The sequence below is a fragment of the Neobacillus notoginsengisoli genome, assembly GCF_003515685.1.
Lineage (GTDB): Bacteria > Bacillota > Bacilli > Bacillales > Cytobacillaceae > Bacillus_D > Bacillus_D notoginsengisoli.
Window position 1 is genome coordinate 524,178 of sequence record NZ_QWEG01000001.1, and the last position, 20,610, is coordinate 544,787.

Here is a 20,610-nt window from a genome sequence, read left to right on the forward strand (position 1 = left end):
AAGGTGAATATATTGGTCATAGGAACAGGATATGTCGGGACGACTACCGGCCTGATTTTTTGTGAAATGGGCTACAGAGTGACTGGCCTTGACGTGGATACCCGCAAAATAAAAGCATTGAAAGAGGGAAAATTGCATTTTTTTGAGCCCGGCATGGAGGAACTGTTAATGAAGCATCATCAGGCTGGGAATATTAGTTTTACGAAAGAAACCGAAAAGGCCATTAAAGAAAACGATATTATCTTCATTTGTGTCGGGACTCCAATGGGGGAAGATGGAAAAGCTGACCTCATATATGTAAAAAATGTTTCTGAAGAAATTGGCCGTTATATGGACGACTATAAGGTGATTGTAACGAAAAGTACTGTCCCAGTTGGGACGGCCGAAAAAGTAGCGAAGTGGATCGAGAGCAGCCAGAAGAAACCGATTTCGTTGGATGTCGTCTCAAATCCAGAGTTTCTGCGTGAAGGTTCTGCCCTTAAGGATGCACTCACCCCAGACAGAATTGTGATTGGGACTTCCAGCGAACAATCAAGAAAAATCATGAGGGAATTATATAAAAACTTCCACTGTCCAGTTGTAGAAACCACTCCAAAAGTCTCGGAAATGATTAAATACGCAGCAAACTCTTTCCTCGCCTTAAAGATTTCTTATATCAATGAACTTTCCAGATTATGTGATGTGCTTGGAATCAATGTAAAAGATATTTCAAAAGGGATTGGCCTAGACCACAGGATTGGGGCGCACTTTTTGCAAGCAGGCCTTGGGTATGGGGGTTCTTGTTTTCCGAAAGATGTGAATGCGTTCATTCAGACTGCTAAACAACACGGCCGGTCTTTATCCATTTTAGAAAGTGCAGTAAAAGTAAATGAAGAACAGCCTGTATTTTTCCTAGATAAAATAAAACAAGCTCTGGGCGGAACAGTGGAAAATAAAACATTGGCCATCCTTGGCTTGTCCTTCAAGGCAAATACAGATGACACGAGAGAATCACCAAGTCTTTTGTTGATTAATAAATTATTAGAAGAAAAAGCCATTGTCAAAACGCATGATCCCGTTGCAAAAACGGATTTGGTTCCACAATATCCATCCGTTCTGGAAGCCGTTGAAGGCGCAGATGCAATCATTCTTTGTACTGATTGGAAGGAATATAAGGAGATGGAGTTGTCAGCCCTTAAGGCAGTTATGAAGCAACCTTATCTTTTTGATGGGAGAAACATGCTCGATAAAAAACTTGTAGACAGTTTGGGCTTTCACTATGTTGGGATAGCGATTTGAAAAGTGTGGGCACGGTTTTATCGTTGGGTCATAGACCCGTTGTATTCAATCATAAAGCAGGTGAAGACGTATGATTCTCGTTACTGGAGGAGCCGGTTATATTGGCAGCCATGTTGTACGTAATCTTGTCGATAAAGGCTATCAGGTCCTTGTTCTTGATAACCTCACAACTGGCCATCTTAAAGCGGTTGACAAACGGGCAATTTTTATTGCGGGAGATGTAGGAGACCCAAATATCCTTGATCGTATTTTTCAAAAACATCCCATTCAAGCTGTCATGCACTTTGCGGGAAGCTGCCTTGTTGGGGAATCGGTAGAATTTCCTCTGAAATACTTTCAGAATAATGTTGCTGCGACGATGCAATTACTTCAAAAGATGTTGGATTATCAAGTTCATAATTTTATTTTTTCATCAACTTGTGCAATATACGGTACCCCGAATAACAACGCAGATATTGATGAACAAGTGCCCCCTAATCCAATCAACCCATATGGCATGTCAAAATTAATGGTTGAATCCATTTTAAAAACTGTTGCACAAAGCGATGGGCTTCGTTATGTTTCCCTTAGATATTTCAACGTAGCTGGCGCCCATACTTGCAGAGAACTTGGCGAGGATCACAATCCTGAGACCCACCTCATACCGAACATCCTAAAACATTTGCAAGGAAAAACCACCCATGTTGAGATTCATGGAAATGATTATCCAACCCCGGATGGTACCTGTATTAGGGACTATATTCATGTAATGGATTTGTCTGCAGGCCATATTCTCGCATTGGAATTATTATTAAAAAATCAGGAGCAAAAAATAACAGAAACATTTAATTTAGGAAATGAACAAGGTACTTCGGTGTTACAGATGATTTCCATTTGTGAACAAATTACCGGCAAAAAAGCAACTGTAAAAATAAAAGATCGAAGGGCGGGTGACCCTCCGAGGCTGATTGCTTCATCAAAAAAAATTAGAGCTGTCCTTGGCTGGACTGCAAAATTTGATATCAATCAGATAATTAAAACTGCCTGGGACTGGCATCAGAAACATCCAGAGGGATACCAATGAAAACTTCACAAATGGCGTGTGGATTAACACACGTCATTGTTTTTGAAACAAATATACCTCTGAAATCAATAGCAGGGAGGAGGACTTTCTGACTAATTCAACGTACTAAAACCCTATCGTTTCAAGAAGTTTTTTAAATTTTCGTATGTTAATTTCAATATTATCCACTCCAGTCCATTCCCAATTCAAATATTCAGCATCCCTTCCAGCATGATTTCCGATAAAATAATGATACTTTAATTGCCCAAATGAACTAATAACCCAGAAAAGGGAAGTGATATAGGTGGGGGAGAAAATTTCTATCACTTTCGTACTAGGAGAACAAAAAGTTAAATTGGTTAAGCCTGCTCCATGGGGAGCAATAATGGCTTCTGAATTGGCAAATAACTCCGCTTGTTTACGAATGGATAGGTGTTCAAGTTCCACCTTTATAAAATGATAAGAGGCTAGCAGTTCCATGAGCTCATCTTCGTTAATTATCTTTCTTGACCATTTTCGGCTTATATAAATCCGTTTTTTTTTGGAAATCTTACCAATCTTGGTTAGAAAGGTTCTTCTTAGAAAGTCATAAGCCCATTTTGTTGCAAACGCAGGCTGCGAGGGAACAATCAAATTGTCTGCTTGAATGTGTATCGCGGTGTTTGTCTTGATGATTTGGCCTTCTTCAACTCCGAGAATTCCCAGTGATTCATTGTGAAAGTGAATGGGAGTTTGTTCCGCTTTCATAATATAACTGTCGGCAGTCAATCCGCTTTGTCTAATCAAATGAATTCTTGGTAAGGTCTCATACATCCAATGATAATAATTTCTTCCGTCTATATGAGTTAAATCGGCTAAATTCCCCTTAAAAGCTGTAACATCAGGCAACGTTTTTTCTTTGAAAATGGGATGATCCGTCTGTGGGTTTACCTTCTCCCAAGAAACCTCCCAGATTAAATAATGATCGGGAGTGATAATCGCTCCATTTAAACCCCATACACGGCCATTTGGAATTCCTGAGACATAGCCTCCTTCCAACCGTTTCGGATATCTTGCGGGCGGGTGTTTTGAATGCTTTTTAAACAATGCGGCAGGATATATATCTTTGAAAAATACTTTGTTATCTTGTTGATTTCGGATTAAGGAAATCCAGTCTTTTACCGTATTTAGTATCCCTATAGGTGGAGTGAATTTTAACAAAACAAGCCCTCCTAAAAGCTTTAGTTCGTGTGATCAAGTTTTACCAAAAGTAACATCCATATATGATAAAGAATATGATATGACTGTGGTTTTTAAATCTGTTTCATACCGAATAATTGAAAGGAAATAAGAGAATGAAGGTTTCAATGGTAATGGCCGTCCATAATGGTGAAAAGTTTTTAGGTGAAACCTTACAATCTATTTTTGCTCAAACATATCCGCACCTTGAAATAATCATTGTGAATGACGGTTCTACAGATTCAACCAAGTTTATTTTAGATCATATAGAAGACCCAAGAGTCAGGTTTATTCATTTAGAAGAAAATCAAGGAGCGGCCAACGCGCTAAATATAGGAATCAATGCAGCTAAGGGGGATTGGATCGCCATTCAAGACGCAGATGATATTAGTTATCCGTCAAGAATTGAAGATCAAGTAAACTATCTGTTGGAGAATCCTTCCCTTGTTGGAATTGGTACGTTCGTAAAGTGTATATCTGGTGATCAAGATATTCCTGATAGTGCCTATGAAGGGATGATGAATTTTAAGAATTCTTATGTAACGAGAAAACAGATCAGGAAAGTAATTTACTGGGGCTGCCCCTTTACCCATAGTTCAGTCATGTTCTCTAAACAGGTTTTCTCAGAAGTAGGAGGCTATGATCCTCAATTTAAAATTGCATATGATTACGATCTGTGGCTAAAATTACTCGAAAAGGGGGATATGGAGATTGTACCGAAAGTATTGCTTGATTATCGTATGCATAAAAGTTCACTTTCCAATAGTGATGGATATGCAACATTAGATGAGGTTCAAATAGCCTCCTCGAGAGCGATTTTCCGTTCAGTCATCCAAAAGGGGTACAATCCACCAAGTGTTTGTCTTATTGGTCCACATAAAGCCTGTAATAACTATTTAGCTAAAATTGTTCCAAGAGTTGATTTTGATGTATTTTCAACGATTGATAACAATCAAAAGAAAAAAATAGCGAATGCCATTAGAAATGTTGAAAATGGAAATATTGATGCGATCCTTGTCCTTGATTTTCCAGAAAAGCATAGAATTCTTCGAATGTTTTGGGAAAAAGGTTTAAGATTTAATAAGGATGTATTTTTATTAATAAATGAATTGGAGTAAATGAAAAGAAAAGCCAAGGCCCCCAATCTGTTCGTTCACTCGGGGGTCTTGGCTTAATTAAAATAACCATTTTCGATAAAACCATGATTACCGTTATGAAGGAGAAAGAAATTTTGATTAAGTGTCAACCCATCTTGTTCAAGGGTATTAATCACTTCCTCTTTAAAATGTTCTTCAAGGATAATAATCACACTTGATTTGCTTTTTTTTAACAATGCTTTTTTATTCTGTAACTCTGTATAATCCCTATATTTAACAGGGTTTTTATATTCATTCCTCTGGAATGAAGTTTGAAAATTTTTACGGGTTCTGGAAGTGCCATAAATGATTAACTTTGGTAGTTGGTTCGTTTTTGCATGGATGCTATTCATGCAGGTAATTGTTAGCTTAATGATCTCAAAATAAGTGCTTTCCCATTTTTTGAAAGAGAGTGAATTCTTATCTATCCTATATTTATAAAGAACGTGATTGATTTTATCAATGGGCCCAACCTGAAACAACTTCATCCATAGATCCCAATCATATGCAATTTTATAATTTTTATCATATCCTCCAACCAGAAAATAAGCTTTTTTCGAGAAAAAAACAGTCCCGTGACAAAATGGTGTTTGAAAGAAACGGCTCCTGTACATTTCATCCCTTGATTTTAATGAATTAAAGTGTGATACCATGCCTGCAAGCTGATCTTCGGTTAACGTGTCTGATATACATTGAACCATACTTCCAACTGCAATAACATCTGGATGGGATTGCACGTGCTTTACTTGCATTTCAAGCCGTTCTGGATTACTGATGTCGTCTGCATCCTGAACTGCAATCCATTTACCTTTTGAATTTTGTATCGCCAGATTTAGACAATAGGCAGCGCCCATATTCTTGTTTAGATGAATTACTTTTACTCTGGAGTCTTTAATCTGACTTAGTATCTCTTTTGTTTTATCAGTGGAACCATCGTTGACGATAATATATTCATACTCCTTGTAAGATTGTGACAATATACTATTTATTGCCTCCAATAAAAATTCTTCACCATTATATACAGCTGTTATGACTGACACAGTTAGGGGAGTATTATTTTTTTTTTTATATTTCATGATTGTTTTATTGCTTAACTGCAGGGGATGCGGAATCTGCATCTGTAAATCTTCTGATTCTCTATAAAGAGTTTTCAATTCAGGTTTTATAAACTCCCCGCTATTAAAATAGTTATAGCACCAAGGATAATCTTTCATTGAAAGATAGCCATACGTCTCAATCTCATCTAAATACTCTGTTTTTAACTCGTATAGGATATTCCTTTTATCCACATATATCTCTAATTTCTCCTCAAACCATTTTCCTAATCCAGAAAAATGAATAAAACGAAGGGGGGTCCCGTTAACTAGAAGTTGGTTGTTTTCCGATTGTTCAACCTGGCGCTGCGAAAAATTCCAGCTTGCTACATTATAGCCGACGTGCTTGAGCACTTTATAATGGTCAAAAAAACAAGGAATGAGATTAAGCCATTTTTGATCAAGAAAAAGGCCTCGTTCAAAGTCAATGTAACAATACTTCTTAACCCTATTGCCCCACCACTTAATAAATTCCCAGGTTTCTGTTTCCCTTCTTATGGCTATCATTCCGCCGTTAAAAACGCCATCCTTTAGATTGACTACTTCCTCCCAATCTGTAAAGTAATCATCTTGCGGTGCCAATCGATGAGGCGTAATGACAATTGAATGATTGTCTAACAAGGATTGAATCTCTTCAAGGGGACTATAGACTTTAATGTCTGAGTCTAAGTAAATAAATTTTTCTTCATCTTCGTATTGATTGAGCAGGTATTTTAGTAAAAACGGTTTTATCGCACAAGAACTTTCATAAATAGTATATTTAAATACTAATTGATAAAAATCAGGAATACCTAAGTCCTTTGCCAAAATAATTTCATCAAAATTCGTGCTATTTTTGGCGGCTGGGTGAATTGTCTCTTCAAGTAAGCAAAGTACAACTTTGGAATTTGGCTGATGCTTCTTCAATGATTTTGCCAATACGAGTGCGAGGGGAAGATGATTTGTACACGTGATTGTTGTGAACAACATTTTATTTCACCTATCTTTCTATCCTGTAAGATCGTTGAAAAATAATTTTAGTTAATCAGATTCAATTTGACTTTATATTCTTGAATGGTTTTTTGAAGACCTTCGGTTAATGTTATAGAAGGTGCCCATCCCAGTATTATTTTTGCTTTTATAATAGAAGGGCGGCGCACTTTTGGATCGTCCTCGGGAAGTGGATGGAAGGTTATTGAGCTAGTAGAAGAGGTAAGCTTTTTAACTAAATTGGCCAATTCTATAATTGAGTATTCAACTGGATTTCCTATATTCATAATCTCTCCATTGGCTCCATCTTTCTCCATTAAAAGTTTTAATCCATGAATGGTGTCACTCACGTAACAAAAAGAACGGGTTTGGGTTCCGTCCCCGTAAACAGTAATGTCTTCGCCTTTTAGTGCCTGCGTGACAAAGTTTGAGATGACCCGCCCATCATCATTGGCTAATCCAGCAGAATAGGTATTAAAAATTCGCGCTACTTTGACCTTTGTGTTGTATCGTTTGAAGTACTCATAGCAAAAAACCTCACCCAAGCGTTTGGCCTCATCGTAACAGGCTCGAGGTCCCCAAGTATTTACATTTCCTCGATAAGTTTCCGGCTGTGGATGAACTTCTGGGTCACCATAAGCCTCGCTTGTACTTGTAAAGACCATTTTTGCCTGATGCCGCTTAGCCAGTTCAAGCATATTCTTCGTTCCAATCGTATTTACCTGAATTGTTTCAAAGGGGAACGCTTGATAATACTTTGGAGAAGCAGGGGAAGCCAGGTGATAAATTTCCTGGACATGCTGTACATCGGGATCATCTAATAAGTATGAAGAACATACATCCAATTCCTTGAAAAAAAATCGATTATTGTCAAGCAGTCCTTGTAAATTTGAGCGTTTTCCAGTACTAAAGTTATCCAAGCCGATGACAAAATTTCCTTCATTTAATAATTCCTTCGCAAGATGAGAACCGAGGAAGCCGGCAACCCCTGTGATTAACACTTTCTTTTCCATAGTTCACCTCTATCGTTGCAGTCTCTTACATACTATGAAAGTAAGAAAATAATGGTTTGGGTGGGGGCGGACAAATTGATTTCCGTTGTATTATGTACGATGAGAGAACAAATGCTTGAACTTGCGTGCAAACAATTCATTGAGCAGCAGGTTGGAAAAAAGGAATTAATCATTGTGTTAAATAACAACTCAATTGATCAGGATAACTGGAAAAAGAAGTTGAACGGGCACGCAAATATTTTTGTCTACAAACAGGAGGAGTCAGTCACTTTAGGAGAATGCTTAAATTTCGGGGCGGAGAAGGCACGATATGATGTGATTGCCAAATGGGATGATGATGATTACTATTCTCCTCATTATTTAGCCAAATCCCTTCAGGAAATGAGGTCAGTAAACGCAGATGTAATTGGAAAGGCTGCATTTTTTGTTTATTTCAAACAGGAAGAGCTTTTAACGGTTTATCGCCCACAATTGAACAACCGCTTTATTCATAACCCAAAATTTGCTTTAGCAGGCGGAACGCTTGTCTTTAAAAAGAATGTGTGGAAAAGGAGTCCTTTTCAGCCAATAAACTCTGGAGAAGATGCCCAGTTTCAGCATGACTGCCGGAAGCTTGGTTTTAAAATCTATTCTGGGAGCCACAAGGACTACGTTCTCATCCGCTATCCTGAAAAGCATAACCACTCTTGGAAGATTGAAAATCAACTTTTTCGAAAACAGTGCAAACGGATTGCGGTAACAGACCGTTTTGAGGAGTTCGTCATATAAGGGGGAGTTAATATGATTTCAGTTGTGGTTTGCACGAACAGAGAAGCGTTTATTCCCAACATACTCGAGAATTTTTCAAGGCAGACGTTTGAGGAAAAAGAGCTAATCGTCATCCTGAATTCTTCATTGATCAATGCCAGCGCCCCTGATCTGAACGTAAGGTTTGTTACTTTGCCGGAGACCATGAGTTTAGGTGAGTGTTTAAATCAAGGAGTTAAACTGGCAACGTATGATTATGTTGCCAAAATGGACGATGATGACTTTTATGGAGCAGATTATCTGGAAGAGGCGTACGAAGGTTTACTGGCTACAAATGCCGATCTCGTGGGAAAGAGTACATTTTATATTTACTTCCAAAAGAATCATGAGTTGCGATTATATAATGCAAATTGGGAAAAACGCTGGATACCCAAAACGGAAAAGTATAAAACCAATTATTTTATGAGTGGGGCTACATTGGTATTTAGGAAAGAGGTCATGGCTAACATCCTTTTTCCTCATGTCAATGTAGGAGAGGATAGCCATTTTCAGCAGGTATGTTTTAGGCAAGGGCTTAAAATGTTTTCGTTATCGAAGTCACATTACGCCTATATTCGGTACCCATCCCCTCGGCATCATCATTCTGATGTAAAAGAGCATTTACTTAGGCGACGAAGTAAGTTTGTAGCCAACCTTACTTCTATAGAATCACTAAATAAGCTTTAAAGGAGGGCAGTGTAGATCAAGTACACTGCCATGACAATTAACCTAGCAGATCCACAGAAAAGCTTTCGATATCTTTGTAGCGAATAACGGTAAGTTGTTCGGAAATAAAGGGAGTCATCATTTCTGGTTCAATTATTTTTACACAGCAGTCCTTCGTAACCTTCTCTAACTCTCCCATTATGATATCCCCGGATTTTGTTTTGATTGTTACCTCAAATCCTTTATATTTCTTAAGAATCTTACATAAACAATCATGTTTACAGTCGGAATGGCGTACGCCCATCATTTCTACTCCTTCCCTATCGCATCTCCATTTACTATATTCATAAAAAAGGAAGACGATAGGGCAAACAGCCTTATGAAATATACTTTTTGCGGGAGAAACAATTTACATATTTGTAACTACAATAATTTTTACTGTGCGATTCCCCCTTCTCCTGTATAGTTAAGAGTAAGTCTACTAAGAGGGCTAAAACAGGAATGGCGAGATGGAAGGGGACGTTCAATGAGACGGATTATTATATCAACAGAAAGTGGTGCGGATTTACCACAGGATTTGGCTGACAAGTATGCCATTCAAGTGGTCCCGATGCACGTGATTATGGACGGGAAAGATTATTTCGATGGTTCATTGCCTGTAGAGCATATTTATGACTATTATGAGCGTACGAAAAAAATCCCTTCTACTGCGGCTACGAATGTCCATGAGTATCAGGAACTTTTTGCAAAAATACAAGCGGATTTTCCGGAATGCGTCATTGTCCATATTGGCTATACGTCAAAGGCCTCCGCATCCTTCCATAGCGCGGTCATTGCTTCAGAGGAGTTTGAGAATTTGGTTCTTATTGATGCATTGAACGTAACGGGTGGGTTGGCAGCTATTGTGCTGTATGCTGCTGCCTTGCTGGAGAAGGAACCTTCGATTGAACTCGAACGCTTCATCGCAAAAATTGAGGAAGCGGTTCCAAAGTCCAGATTGGCTTTCATTCCCGGCAGCCTGGACTTTTTAAGAGCAGGTGGGCGGGTAAGCAATATTGCTTATCTTGGCGGGGCTTTGCTGAAAATAAAGCCAGTGATTGAATTGATTGACGGAAAACTTGTTTCGACTAAAAAATATCGCGGGAAGATGAGTGCCGTCGCTGAAAAACTCATCCACGAATATTTGAGTGAATATAACATCAACCGAGACCAGCTGTATTTCATTTATTCCCTGGGACTAGATGAGAGTATTAAGCGGCGAATGGATGAACTTGCAAAAGAAGCGGGTTTTGAAAATGTGAGATGGATCCAGGCAGGCGCGATGATTTCCACTCACGCTGGGCCTGGCGGGTTTGGGATTGCGGGATTGGAAAGATAAAGTGAACGTCTTATCGACCTAATAAAAAATGGAGTGCCATCCCGTGGGCGGGATGGCACTTATACATTACCGGCTGATTTAGCTAGGTTCAACTATTTCGAATAGGGTGCATATATCAGCAGAAAAAGTTCATTAACCAGAGAAAGGGTGCATATTGTCACTATTTAGGTACATACCGTCACAAGTTTTTTTAGGGAGCTTCCTCTCTTACTTCATCAGCTTTTCTTTTTTCAAATACTCCCTTGCTACTTCCTCGGGACTCTTTCCTTCTACATTGACCTCATAATTCATTTCTCGCATTTCGTCGTCGCTTATTTTGCCAGCGAGCTTGTTAAGAGCTTTGACGAGTTCAGGATGGTTTTTAACTGTTTCCGCTCTTAAAAGCGGGGCTCCCTGGTAGGGAGGGAACAGGTTTTTGTCATCGTCAAGCACTTTCAGTTGATACTGCTCGAGTTCGCTGTCGGTGGAATAGGCGTCAACGAGATTAATCTCACCGCTTTCAATCGCGCCATACCTCAGCTTCGGCTCCATCGTGACCACACTTGGGAATGTGAGGCCATAAATTTTCTGAATACCTTTGTAGCCATCCTCCCGGTCTGAGAATTCGAGGGTGAAGCCTGCTTTTATGGCAGGGGTGATGGCAGCAAGGTCAGAAATGGAATTGAGATTCTGTTCTTCGGCCAGCTGTGCCGGTACTGCGAGGGCATATGTATTGTTGTAGGCCATAGGCTTCAGCAGTTCCATATTAAACTGATCTTTCATGCCTTCCTTCGCCTGGTTATACACTTCTTCCGCATTCGTGCTAACCGCAGTTTCCTTCATGAATTCCGATATGGCAGTTCCGGTGAATTCAGGATACACATCAATGCTGCCCGTTTTCAGCGCATTGTATAAAAAAGACGTTTTTCCGAGACCAGGCTTCAGTTCGACATGTAAGTCGGTTTCTTCTTCAATTAAAAGCTTATACATATTAATCAAGATTTCGGGCTCTGAACCGAGTTTACCGGCGATGACAATCTCTTGATCGTCCTGGTTTGTAAGGAAAGGCAACACCGTTATCAAAAGTGCCGTAATAGCAAATGTACCGATTGCGGCCACGGACTTTTTAAAGGAAACCCGTTCGAACCAGCGGAGCAAGACGTCAAACAGAATGGCCAACAGGGCTGCTGGTATCGCCCCGAGCACAATTAAAGCAGTGTTATTCCGATCGATGCCGAGCAAGATCAGATCACCAAGTCCACCTGCTCCAATCAGGGCGGCAAGTGTCGCTGTTCCGACGATTAAGACCATCGCTGTCCGGATTCCCGCCATGATAACCGGCAGGGCGAGGGGGAACTCTACTTTTGCCAAAAGCCGACGATTGTTCATTCCCATTGCTTGCCCAGCTTCTATTAACGATGGATTCACTTCTGTTATTCCGGTCACAGTATTCCTTAAGATTGGCAACAATGCATAGGCGACAAGGGCGATGATCGCAGGCACCTTGCCGATACCGAATAAAGGAATCAACAATCCGAGCAGGGCGAGGGAAGGGATTGTTTGCAAAACTGCCGTTACTCCGATGACCCCTTCGGCAATCCGTTTCTTCCGGGTCAGGAGGATGCCTAATGGAATGGCAATCAGGACGGCAAAAAACAATGCGATAAACGAAATTTGGATATGCTCAAGCAATGCGCTTACAAGCTGATCCCGCCGGTCCGCAAATACAGAGTTGAACTGGCCCATTTATCTCACCTCCATCTGATCGGAGAGAAGATGGATAACAGACTGCCGATCAAGAATTCCAACAATCCCGCCGTTCTCTTCAACTGCAATGGATTCATGCTCGGTCAGAAGGGCCAGGATCTCTGGCAGGCCGGTATTTTTAGTGATGGATGGAATGTTCCCTGCAGCTGCCTCGTCCACAGGCTTTATTCCGTCCAAAATGTTAATGTGTGTCGGCTTCGTTCCGACAAAGTCACGGACAAACTCCGTCGCTGGACTATGAAGAAGAGCCTCGGGTGATCCAATCTGAACAACTTCGCCATCTTTCATGACGCAAATTCTTTCGCCCAGCTTTAACGCTTCATTCATATCATGGGTGACAAACACGATTGTCTTCTTAATTTGTTTCTGCAGCTCCACGAGGTCGTCCTGCAGTTTTTCTCTGCTGATCGGGTCGAGTGCGCTGAAAGGCTCATCCATTAATATGATCGGAGGATTGGCGGCAAGAGCCCGGGCGACTCCGATGCGTTGCTGCTGCCCGCCTGACAGTTCATTTGGCTTTCGTTTCCGGTAAGTGGACGGGTCAAGGCCGACCATGTCCAAAAGTTCATCAATTCGCTGGCTGATTTTCCCGCTTTCCCATTTCTTCATTTCCGGGACGATGGCGATATTTTCTTCAATCGTCATGTGTGGAAACAGCGAAATGTCCTGAAGAACATAGCCTATATTCCAGCGCAATTCGTGGATATTGTACTCGCTGATCTTTTTATTTTGGATTTTTATTGTGCCGCCAGTTAACGGAATCAATCTGTTAATCATTTTCAACGTCGTCGTTTTGCCAGAGCCGCTTGGCCCAATCAACACGAAAAACTCACCCTCTTGTATTTGAAAATCAACAGTCTTCACCGCCAGTGTCCCATCAGGATATTCCTTTGACACATTCTCAAATCGAATCATGACCTTCCCACCTTTTATGGATCAAAATTGAATGTCCAATTGTCATTCTTGCTTTATGGGGTCTATTGTATCGTAAGCGGGAGAAAGATGCCCGTCAGATGTCCACTAGATATCTATTTGGGTTGAACTATATCATGATGCATATGAATAAATTGAAACAAGAACTATATCGTACATTGTCGTTGATTTGCGCTTCACTAAGGAAGGCTTCTGAGAATAATCATCGCAGGGACACAAAGAAAGCTCCCAGGAATTTGCATCGCAGAGACAGGCGATCCGTGCCTGTCTCGAGGCGGTTTTTGCCTGTCACGAGGCACTTCGCTTTCCGCGGGGCGTCAGTGGAGCCTCCTCGGCGCTTTGGCGCCTGTGGGGTCTCCACCTTGCCGCCGCATCCCGCAGGACATTGATTGGCATCCCTGAATCTGCCCACGCACGAAGGAAATGTGTAGCATTTTCGAGGAGTCTTCGTGCCTTCCGCTTCAATCAACAACGATCTATTTCTTAATTCAGCCTATATAGAAATGAAGCGTTCTAGGTGGGGGGGGTCACATGGCGATCAAAATCGATGTTGAAAAGCATTTGTTTCATTTGCAAGGAAAGAAGACAAGTTATGTGATGCAGGTGGTCCGAGATGGATATTTAGCGCATTTATATTGGGGCAAAAGAGTTCACAATTACCGCGGGAGCAATAAACTAATTTTCATCTACAGGGGTTTATCTCCAAACCCAGATCCACAAGACCGAGCCTTTTCATTGGATACATTGCCACAGGAATATCCGGCATTTGGAACTGGCGATTTTCGGATTCCGGCTTATCAAATCCAATTGGAAAATGGCTCTACCGTGACAGACCTTCGCTATAAGGAATACCAAGTTCGCCAGGGAAAGCCTGTATTAAAGGGGCTTCCTTCGACGTATGCAGAAGAACAAAGCGAAGCTGAAACATTGGAAATCGTTCTAGAGGATCAAGTGATTGGCTTAAATGTAATCTTAACCTACAGCTTATATGAAGAGCGGGATGTGATTACCCGTTCGGTTCGTTTTGAAAACAATGGGAAGCGAAAACTGAAAATCCTTAGAGCACTTAGTGCAAGTGTCGATTTTCGTGACGATGAATATGAATTGATTACACTGTACGGCGCCCATACGAATGAGAAAAATATCGCAAGGCGCAAAATTGTTCCTGGCAATCAAGCGGTGGATAGCTGCCGGGGTGCGAGCAGTCCTCAACAGGCGCCTTTTTTGGCATTGGTAAGACAAGGAACAGGCGAAAATCACGGGGAAGTCTATGCGTTCAATTTAGTGTATAGCGGAAATTTCATAGCACAGGTTCAAGTTGATCAATTTCAAACGGCGAGAGTTTCGATAGGAATCAATCCTTTTGATTTTAGTTGGCTATTAGAGCCGGCGGAAATCTTCCAAACCCCCGAGGTCGTCATGGTTTACACGGACTGCGGGCTGGGGGAGATGTCGAGGATGTATCATGAATTATACCGTCAGCGATTATGCAGGGGAATTTATCGTGATCTCCTGCGGCCGATTCTCATGAATAATTGGGAAGCGACTTATTTTCAATTTACAGCTGAAAAGCTTGAGCAAATCGCGATTGAGGCAAAAAAACTAGGGGTCGAGTTGTTTGTCCTTGATGATGGCTGGTTTGGAAAAAGGGACAATGACCAGAGTTCATTAGGAGATTGGATAGTCGACCGGCGCAAACTTCCAAAAGGACTAACCGATTTTGCCAACCGGGTCCGTAATCTTGGCATGGAATTTGGTTTGTGGTTTGAGCCGGAAATGGTCTCGCCTGATAGCCAGTTATATCGAAAACATCCTGATTGGTGCATTCACGTCCTTGGTCGGCCGCGAACTTTGAGCCGAAATCAGCTTATCCTGGACTTATCAAGGAAGGAAGTCCGGGAGTATATTATTGATGCAGTATCGGCAATCCTTTCAACCGTTCCAATCACTTATGTCAAATGGGATATGAATCGCCATATGACTGAGGTCGGCTCCGCTGCCCTTCCACCCGAACGCCAGCGTGAAACGGCCCACAGATATATTCTCGGTTTATATGAAGTAATGGAAGAACTGATAACAAGATTTCCAGACGTTCTTTTCGAAAGCTGTTCAAGCGGTGGCGGGCGTTTTGACGCTGGGATGCTCTATTACATGCCGCAAACTTGGACCAGTGACAATACTGATGCCATTAGTCGCCTGAAAATTCAATACGGTACGAGTCTTGTGTTCCCGCCAATTACAATGGGTGCGCATGTATCCTCTGTTCCGAATCACCAAGTCGGCAGAACCACCCCATTGGAGACAAGAGGCTATGTAGCCATGGGAGGAAATCTCGGCTATGAGCTAGATGTAACGAAATTAACTGAGCAAGAGAGAAAAACTGTCAAAGAACAGATTTCTTTGTATAAAGAAATCCGGCCACTCATTCAATTTGGCCGTTTCCACAGACTGCTTAGTCCATTTGAAGGAAATGAGGCGGCCTGGAACTTCGTTTCTGAGGATCAGACTGAAGCTGCCGTTAGCTATTTCAAAATTTTATCAGAGCCCGCACCCGCGATTCGAATAGTAAAATTACAGGGCTTGCACCCTGACTACGTCTATAAAAACATTGAAACGGGTGAGATTTTCGGAGGAGATGAATTAATGAATGCCGGGATTACATTGCCAAGAATAAAGCGGGATTTTATCAGCATGTTTTGGAGATTCAAGGCAATTGGCTGTCACACAACGGGCCATGTGTGACAGTATGCGCGCTAAAATCCGGCTAAGTGTCACTCAAGCGTAGTTTGCGTGACAGTTGCGGTGCTAAGATCCGGCTAAGTGTCACTCACCCGTTTGAAAAAGTGGTTATCTTCTTATCAGTTAACTACATTGCTTTTGAGACTTCCTTAAGTGAATTTTCGCCGAGGGAGTCTATTTTATATTAATTTATAATTTTTCAAAAATTCTTTACATACTTCTTTTGCTTCCTTTATGATAGAAGATGGTTGGAAAAAACCAAATATTTCTAAGGAGGAGAATAAGATGTTGGTTGTTAATGGAGTTTTTGCAGATAAGGGGTTCGAGGAAAATAGGAAAATTGAAACGTAGGTGGGCAAGGGCCCGGAACGGGGGATTACTTAATGGAACTGACGAAGGAAAAAATAAAGATTGTTGAATATCATGAAGGGCTTGCCGCTGGGGTAGCCGAGATGTGGAACCGGAGCCGCGAGGGCTGGGGCGGGGACGCGCAGGTGACGACTGCTGAAAGAGTCCGCGTCCAGGAAGCAAACTCGGAAAATATAAACTTATTTCTGGCGATGGACGGCGAACTCGTTGTCGGCTATTGCGGCCTTTGCGAGTATCGGGAGGATGAAGGGGCGCTGTATATTCCGCTACTCAATGTGCGCACCGATTACCATGGCAAAAAAATCGGCAAGCTGCTTGTGTTGAAAGCGTTGGAACGGACTGTTGAGCTTGGCTGGCCGAGGCTTGATTTGTACACTTGGCCGGGCAATACGAAGGCTGTCCCGCTTTATAAGAAATGCGGTTTCTTTTGGGAAGACCGGGATGATTCGACCCATTTGATGAATTTCATGCCGACCGTCCTGAATACTGAAGCGGTAGGAGACTATTTTGCCTCAGCAGACTGGTATGGTGCTAGCACAAGGGCCATTGACGTGAAACCGGATGGCAGGAAAGACAACAGCTTTACTTATTACGAGTATAGCTGGAAGTCGGAAAATGGCAGCTTAAGGATGGAGTTCGAGAGGACCGGACGTGGGTTGAGGTCGATTGAAACGGATGATTACCTCGTTTCGGCGGTAGTCGAGGACTTTCAGCTTGTGTGCGGTTCTGAGTACACGGTCACCTACCATATTAAAAACAAATCAGGGAAGCCTCTCATGGTCGAGCTTGAAGGGGAAAAACACAAAAACGTCAAGTTTGATTTTAAAACGAATGTGACGGTTGTAGCTGAAACAACGGTCGAAGCGAAGTTTATTCTCGACGAGCTTGAAGAAGAGCAAAGCAACTGGCGCACCCATCCTTCTGTAGTGACCAAGGCTTTGATCAATGGAAAGAAAGCGAAGTTCGCGGTTGGCATCCTGCCGAAGTTGCCGGCAAAAGTGACTGGGACTGTTCCGGGTTCGCAAAGCTACCTGCATGAAAAGTCGATTTTCTATCTGGATTTGGAAAACAACTTTAATGAATCGGCTGCTTTTTCGATTGCTTTTCCGGAAAGCGCTATGCTTGAGCTTGAAGAAAAAACGTACAAGGTTGAGCTGGGTGCGAAAGGAAAAACGTCGATTGCGATTCATTATGTTTTGAAAAGATTTGGTTTCTATTCTCCAAAGCTGATAGTGGATGCTGTGACCGAAAGCGGATTGAGGACCACTTTTGCCAAAAAGCTCGGGCTTGGCTTTAAAGGACCGGGTGCCCGTTTCAGCGGGGAATGTGATGATTACTGGCATATTTACAACGGGCTTTACCAACTGTATTTGCGGAAGTTCGACAACAGGCTCGTTCCCGGCAGGCTCACAAAGGCTGCCCAGAAGACGATGGGCTTTTATCCAAAAATCGGCAAACCATATTCAAGTGAATTCTCGAAGCGGAAGCCGTCCAGCGTCGAGTACAGGGAAGAAGGTGGGTCTATGGTTGTGTCGGCTGTTTATGAATCGACCGACTTCAAAGGCCTCGAGCTTGTCAGCGAGTCGAAGCTGTACGGGGAAGGGCTGCTGGAGCAGTCGTATGTTGTTAGGAACTTGGGTGATATGGAGACCGAATCGCCTATTCGTTTGGTTCAGCCTGTTTACCATGAGCTCAACAAGCCTGTTTTTGCGATGGATGGAGAAATTGTGGCGTTCAATGAGAAGGCGGACGCGGAATACGGGTTGTGGGACAGCAAAAAGCTTTCCGAAAACTGGCTGTTCTCGCGCCATGAGCCGTATGCGCACGGCATCGCTTGGCCTGAAGATGCATCTGTGAATTTCGAGAGCTGGTACATGTATGTGGAACATGAACTTGGCCATATACCGGCAGGGGGAGAAGTGAGCTCAGAGCCTGTTACCCTTTCGTTTGGAGCATACCAGGATTGGCAGGAATTCCGTGAGTTTGCGACGAGGAGAAAGTATCGGAAGGAACTAGGTGGGGCTCCGGTCGAGATTCAGGCCGCTTGCCGTGAAGATGGAGCGGAGGAACTCATCCTCTCTGATCGGAAATTGAGCTATATCGACGGGGAAGTGAGTTTTGCCAGAGACAGACAGACTTTTTACAAAACAAGGATTGCCCAGGATGATCGGCAACGTGAAGCTTTCGCGTTTTCGGAAAAAGGGTTGGAGCCGCTTTCAGTCATTTCCGCTGAGTATGAAATCAACGGCATCAGCGACAAGATTGATGCACTCGTTCTAAATCCGTCTGACGGAATGGTGGTTATTCAGGGAGAGAAACGCGAGGGCTTATCGGTGTTGACCGCAAACAATGGGCTGCTTTCAATTGCCGCGTCAAGCGGTTTTTACCCTGGGCTGTTTTCATTAGAAGTTTCCGGCAGGGAGTGGCTGGATTCGTCCTTCCCCGCACTCGCGCCAAGAGCGTGGTGGAATCCGTGGAGCGGGGGAATCGTAACCGGCCTGGAAGGCATCAACACGAAATCTTTTGCAAATGAAAAAACCGACGTAGCCGCAGCTGTGCTTGTCGACAGTGAAGGTCGTTCGTGGCGGGGGCTTTGTTTGTCGACCGTTTTTGAAAAGAATGAGATGTGGAAAGGTCTGGGCATCCACCAGTATTTTTGCATGCTGCCGGGTGTTCCGGTGCTCGTCAATGTGACGAAGCTGAGCCAGCATAGCGGCACCTATCTTCATCATAAGAATTGGTTCAGCCAAATGTTTTTTAAACATGGCTGGGTGAAAAACGCTGAAGGAACGAGGAAGTATCATGCTGGGAAAGCGGAACTCATGTCGTATCTCTCAGGTCATGCAGTTGTTGGAAGTGAAGAATTTGGTGAGTTTCTTCAGGTGATCGCCGACAGGGAAGCGGAAACAATGGAAACGTATATGAATAAGGAAGTCATGTTTATTGCCGTGGACCGGGAGATAGACCTTGCCCATGGGTCCGACTGGCTATCGGCACCGTCGTTCATTGTTTCTGGGGATCGGGTGCTGACAAGGGATGAAGTGAAGGTTTTGCAAAAACTGACTTTTAAAGTGGATGGCAATGAAGATTATTGATGCGCATATTCACTATTCGAACATCGGGAGCTTTCATGGGACGGCCCAGTCGATTTCGAAGGTTGATTATTCTAATGAAGGAATCCAGAAGGAGTTCGCCGACAACGGGGTCGTCCTTGGAATTGCGATGGGCGTGAAGGAAACAGCCGGAGAGGGATTTCCCGACTCGGCTGCCGAAACGCCAATGGGGATTGATTTAACGCCGGAAATACCGGGAAATATCGTCTACTGTGCCGGCGTCAATCCGTTCAACCTGGACAGGGGAGCACTTGCCCGGCTCGAGCAGGAGGTTCAAAAGCCTGAATGCGTCGGCATCAAAATCTATCTTGGCTATTATCCGTTCTTTGCCTATGACGAGGTATACGAACCTGTCTACAAGATTGCGAAAGAAGTTGGCGTTCCGGTTGTCTTCCATACCGGCGACACGTATTCCGAGCGGGGCAGGCTCCGCTTCTCGCATCCGCTCGCGATTGACGAAGTCGCCGTGAAGCATAGGGACATGACGATTATGATGGCGCACTTCGGCGATCCGTGGGTGCTTGACGGTGCTGAGCTAGTGTACAAGAACAGGAATGTCTATGCTGATTTGTCTGGTTTGGTGGTTGGACCGGACGGGGAAATCAGGAACCTGCAGCAGACGAGGTTCTTCGACCATCTTTTGCATGCGCTCACGTTCACGAACAATTACGAGAAGTTCCTGTTCGGGACCGACTGGCCGCTCACGCCAATCAAGCCGTATATTGAATTCATCGCAAGCATCATCCCAAAAGAGTATCATGAGGCCGTCTTTTATGAGACTGCTTTGAAGGTGTTCCCGAAGATTAAGAAGTTTTTATAGAAGGTGGATCCAGCCAGCGGCTAGTCGCGGGGGGATTTTTTTTAGGAGCAGGTGGAGCCTCTGCTCCTTTTTTATTGTTGCGTGCCCAGGCAAGCCGTTAATTGCTAATTGGTGAAAGTCCAATCTGAGTAAGTACCAAGACGCTCATTAGCTGACAGGCAACTGGTGGAGAAATCCTAAGGTTGAAGCCCTGTGACAACGTAACCCCTTCGGGGGTGCAAGCAAACTGACAGGTTGTAACATAAAGTGAATCCTGCCGCCTCGTCAAAAGAGACCTCATTAAGAGGACAAAGAGAAGTCGAGCCTGGAG

General features: G+C 42.9%; 15 protein-coding genes. 9 read left to right on the forward strand and 6 right to left on the reverse strand.

Annotated features, from left to right (window positions below):
* The first annotated feature begins 3 nt into the window (after nt 1-3).
* Together D1B31_RS02655 and galE are read left to right on the forward strand one after the other, a co-directional pair.
* Nucleotides 4-1,278 (forward strand): UDP-glucose dehydrogenase family protein, encoded by a 1,275-nt coding sequence (locus D1B31_RS02655; RefSeq protein ID WP_118919176.1) that lies wholly within the window; start codon nt 4-6, stop codon nt 1,276-1,278.
* A gap of 70 nt (nt 1,279-1,348) precedes the next feature.
* Entirely contained in the window at nt 1,349-2,341 is a 993-nt protein-coding gene (galE, locus tag D1B31_RS02660) for a UDP-glucose 4-epimerase GalE (protein WP_118919177.1), read from the forward strand.
* Between the two features lie 105 nt (nt 2,342-2,446).
* On the opposite strand, the gene D1B31_RS02665 is transcribed toward galE, so the two are convergent.
* Nucleotides 2,447-3,520 carry a glycosyltransferase family 61 protein gene (locus D1B31_RS02665; RefSeq protein ID WP_118919178.1) on the reverse strand — a complete coding sequence of 358 codons (1,074 nt, stop codon included), beginning with the start codon at nt 3,518-3,520 and terminating at the stop codon, nt 2,447-2,449.
* 134 nt (nt 3,521-3,654) lie between these two features.
* Here D1B31_RS02665 and D1B31_RS02670 point away from each other — a divergent pair, with 134 nt between their 5' ends.
* On the forward strand, nt 3,655-4,656 hold the full coding sequence (locus tag D1B31_RS02670) for a glycosyltransferase family 2 protein (protein WP_118919179.1): 1,002 nt from the start codon (nt 3,655-3,657) through the stop codon (nt 4,654-4,656).
* Between the two features lie 53 nt (nt 4,657-4,709).
* Here D1B31_RS02670 and D1B31_RS02675 read toward each other — a convergent pair whose 3' ends face one another.
* Both D1B31_RS02675 and D1B31_RS02680 read right to left on the reverse strand, forming a co-directional pair.
* Nucleotides 4,710-6,737, reverse strand: a complete 2,028-nt coding sequence (locus tag D1B31_RS02675; protein ID WP_118919180.1) for a glycosyltransferase family 2 protein — start codon at nt 6,735-6,737, stop codon at nt 4,710-4,712.
* Nucleotides 6,738-6,784: 47 nt separating this feature from the next.
* On the reverse strand, nt 6,785-7,750 hold the full coding sequence (locus tag D1B31_RS02680) for a UDP-glucuronic acid decarboxylase family protein (protein ID WP_118919181.1): 966 nt from the start codon (nt 7,748-7,750) through the stop codon (nt 6,785-6,787).
* A gap of 51 nt (nt 7,751-7,801) precedes the next feature.
* Between D1B31_RS02680 and D1B31_RS02685 the strand changes: the two genes are divergently transcribed.
* Both D1B31_RS02685 and D1B31_RS02690 read left to right on the forward strand, forming a co-directional pair.
* Nucleotides 7,802-8,518 carry a glycosyltransferase family 2 protein gene (locus D1B31_RS02685; protein WP_118919182.1) on the forward strand — a complete coding sequence of 239 codons (717 nt, stop codon included), beginning with the start codon at nt 7,802-7,804 and terminating at the stop codon, nt 8,516-8,518.
* 12 nt (nt 8,519-8,530) lie between these two features.
* Nucleotides 8,531-9,223 (forward strand): glycosyltransferase family 2 protein, encoded by a 693-nt coding sequence (locus D1B31_RS02690; protein ID WP_118919183.1) that lies wholly within the window; start codon nt 8,531-8,533, stop codon nt 9,221-9,223.
* A 37-nt stretch (nt 9,224-9,260) separates the two neighbouring features.
* Here the strand turns inward: D1B31_RS02690 and D1B31_RS02695 are convergent, their stop codons facing one another.
* Complete coding sequence (locus tag D1B31_RS02695) at nt 9,261-9,509, reverse strand: hypothetical protein (RefSeq protein ID WP_142922554.1); 249 nt, start codon at nt 9,507-9,509, stop codon at nt 9,261-9,263.
* Between the two features lie 219 nt (nt 9,510-9,728).
* On the opposite strand from D1B31_RS02695, the gene D1B31_RS02700 reads away from it, so the two are divergent.
* Nucleotides 9,729-10,580 (forward strand): DegV family protein, encoded by an 852-nt coding sequence (locus D1B31_RS02700; RefSeq protein ID WP_118919185.1) that lies wholly within the window; start codon nt 9,729-9,731, stop codon nt 10,578-10,580.
* Nucleotides 10,581-10,787: 207 nt separating this feature from the next.
* Here the strand turns inward: D1B31_RS02700 and opuFB are convergent, their stop codons facing one another.
* Nucleotides 10,788-12,305, reverse strand: coding sequence for an osmoprotectant update ABC transporter permease/substrate-binding subunit OpuFB (gene opuFB / locus D1B31_RS02705; protein WP_118919186.1), 1,518 nt, complete (start codon nt 12,303-12,305; stop codon nt 10,788-10,790).
* Nucleotides 12,306-13,241 (reverse strand): ABC transporter ATP-binding protein, encoded by a 936-nt coding sequence (locus D1B31_RS02710; RefSeq protein WP_118919187.1) that lies wholly within the window; start codon nt 13,239-13,241, stop codon nt 12,306-12,308.
* A 549-nt stretch (nt 13,242-13,790) separates the two neighbouring features.
* Here D1B31_RS02710 and D1B31_RS02715 point away from each other — a divergent pair.
* The 3 genes from D1B31_RS02715 (at nt 13,791) to D1B31_RS02725 (ending at nt 20,300) form a co-directional block, all read left to right on the forward strand.
* Nucleotides 13,791-16,001 carry an alpha-galactosidase gene (locus D1B31_RS02715; RefSeq protein WP_118919188.1) on the forward strand — a complete coding sequence of 737 codons (2,211 nt, stop codon included), beginning with the start codon at nt 13,791-13,793 and terminating at the stop codon, nt 15,999-16,001.
* 380 nt (nt 16,002-16,381) lie between these two features.
* A complete protein-coding gene (locus tag D1B31_RS02720; RefSeq protein ID WP_118919189.1) occupies nt 16,382-19,462 on the forward strand; it encodes a GNAT family N-acetyltransferase in 3,081 nt (1,026 codons plus the stop codon).
* Complete coding sequence (locus D1B31_RS02725; RefSeq protein WP_118919190.1) at nt 19,449-20,300, forward strand: amidohydrolase family protein; 852 nt, start codon at nt 19,449-19,451, stop codon at nt 20,298-20,300. The genes D1B31_RS02720 and D1B31_RS02725 overlap by 14 nt, the downstream gene beginning before the upstream one ends.
* Nucleotides 20,301-20,610 lie beyond the last annotated feature (310 nt).

Bases quoted from the DNA above. Each gene is read 5' to 3' on its own strand.
- D1B31_RS02680 (WP_118919181.1), bottom strand. From the start codon at position 7,750: ATGGAAAAGAAAGTGTTAATCACAGGGGTTGCCGGCTTCCTCGGTTCT.
- opuFB (WP_118919186.1), bottom strand. From the start codon at position 12,305: ATGGGCCAGTTCAACTCTGTATTTGCGGACCGGCGGGATCAGCTTGTA.
- D1B31_RS02670 (WP_118919179.1), top strand. From the start codon at position 3,655: ATGAAGGTTTCAATGGTAATGGCCGTCCATAATGGTGAAAAGTTTTTA.
- D1B31_RS02690 (WP_118919183.1), top strand. From the start codon at position 8,531: ATGATTTCAGTTGTGGTTTGCACGAACAGAGAAGCGTTTATTCCCAAC.
- D1B31_RS02715 (WP_118919188.1), top strand. From the start codon at position 13,791: ATGGCGATCAAAATCGATGTTGAAAAGCATTTGTTTCATTTGCAAGGA.
- D1B31_RS02700 (WP_118919185.1), top strand. From the start codon at position 9,729: ATGAGACGGATTATTATATCAACAGAAAGTGGTGCGGATTTACCACAG.
- galE (WP_118919177.1), top strand. From the start codon at position 1,349: ATGATTCTCGTTACTGGAGGAGCCGGTTATATTGGCAGCCATGTTGTA.
- D1B31_RS02720 (WP_118919189.1), top strand. From the start codon at position 16,382: ATGGAACTGACGAAGGAAAAAATAAAGATTGTTGAATATCATGAAGGG.
- D1B31_RS02685 (WP_118919182.1), top strand. From the start codon at position 7,802: ATGGTTTGGGTGGGGGCGGACAAATTGATTTCCGTTGTATTATGTACG.
- D1B31_RS02675 (WP_118919180.1), bottom strand. From the start codon at position 6,737: ATGTTGTTCACAACAATCACGTGTACAAATCATCTTCCCCTCGCACTC.
- D1B31_RS02710 (WP_118919187.1), bottom strand. From the start codon at position 13,241: ATGATTCGATTTGAGAATGTGTCAAAGGAATATCCTGATGGGACACTG.
- D1B31_RS02695 (WP_142922554.1), bottom strand. From the start codon at position 9,509: ATGATGGGCGTACGCCATTCCGACTGTAAACATGATTGTTTATGTAAG.
- D1B31_RS02725 (WP_118919190.1), top strand. From the start codon at position 19,449: ATGAAGATTATTGATGCGCATATTCACTATTCGAACATCGGGAGCTTT.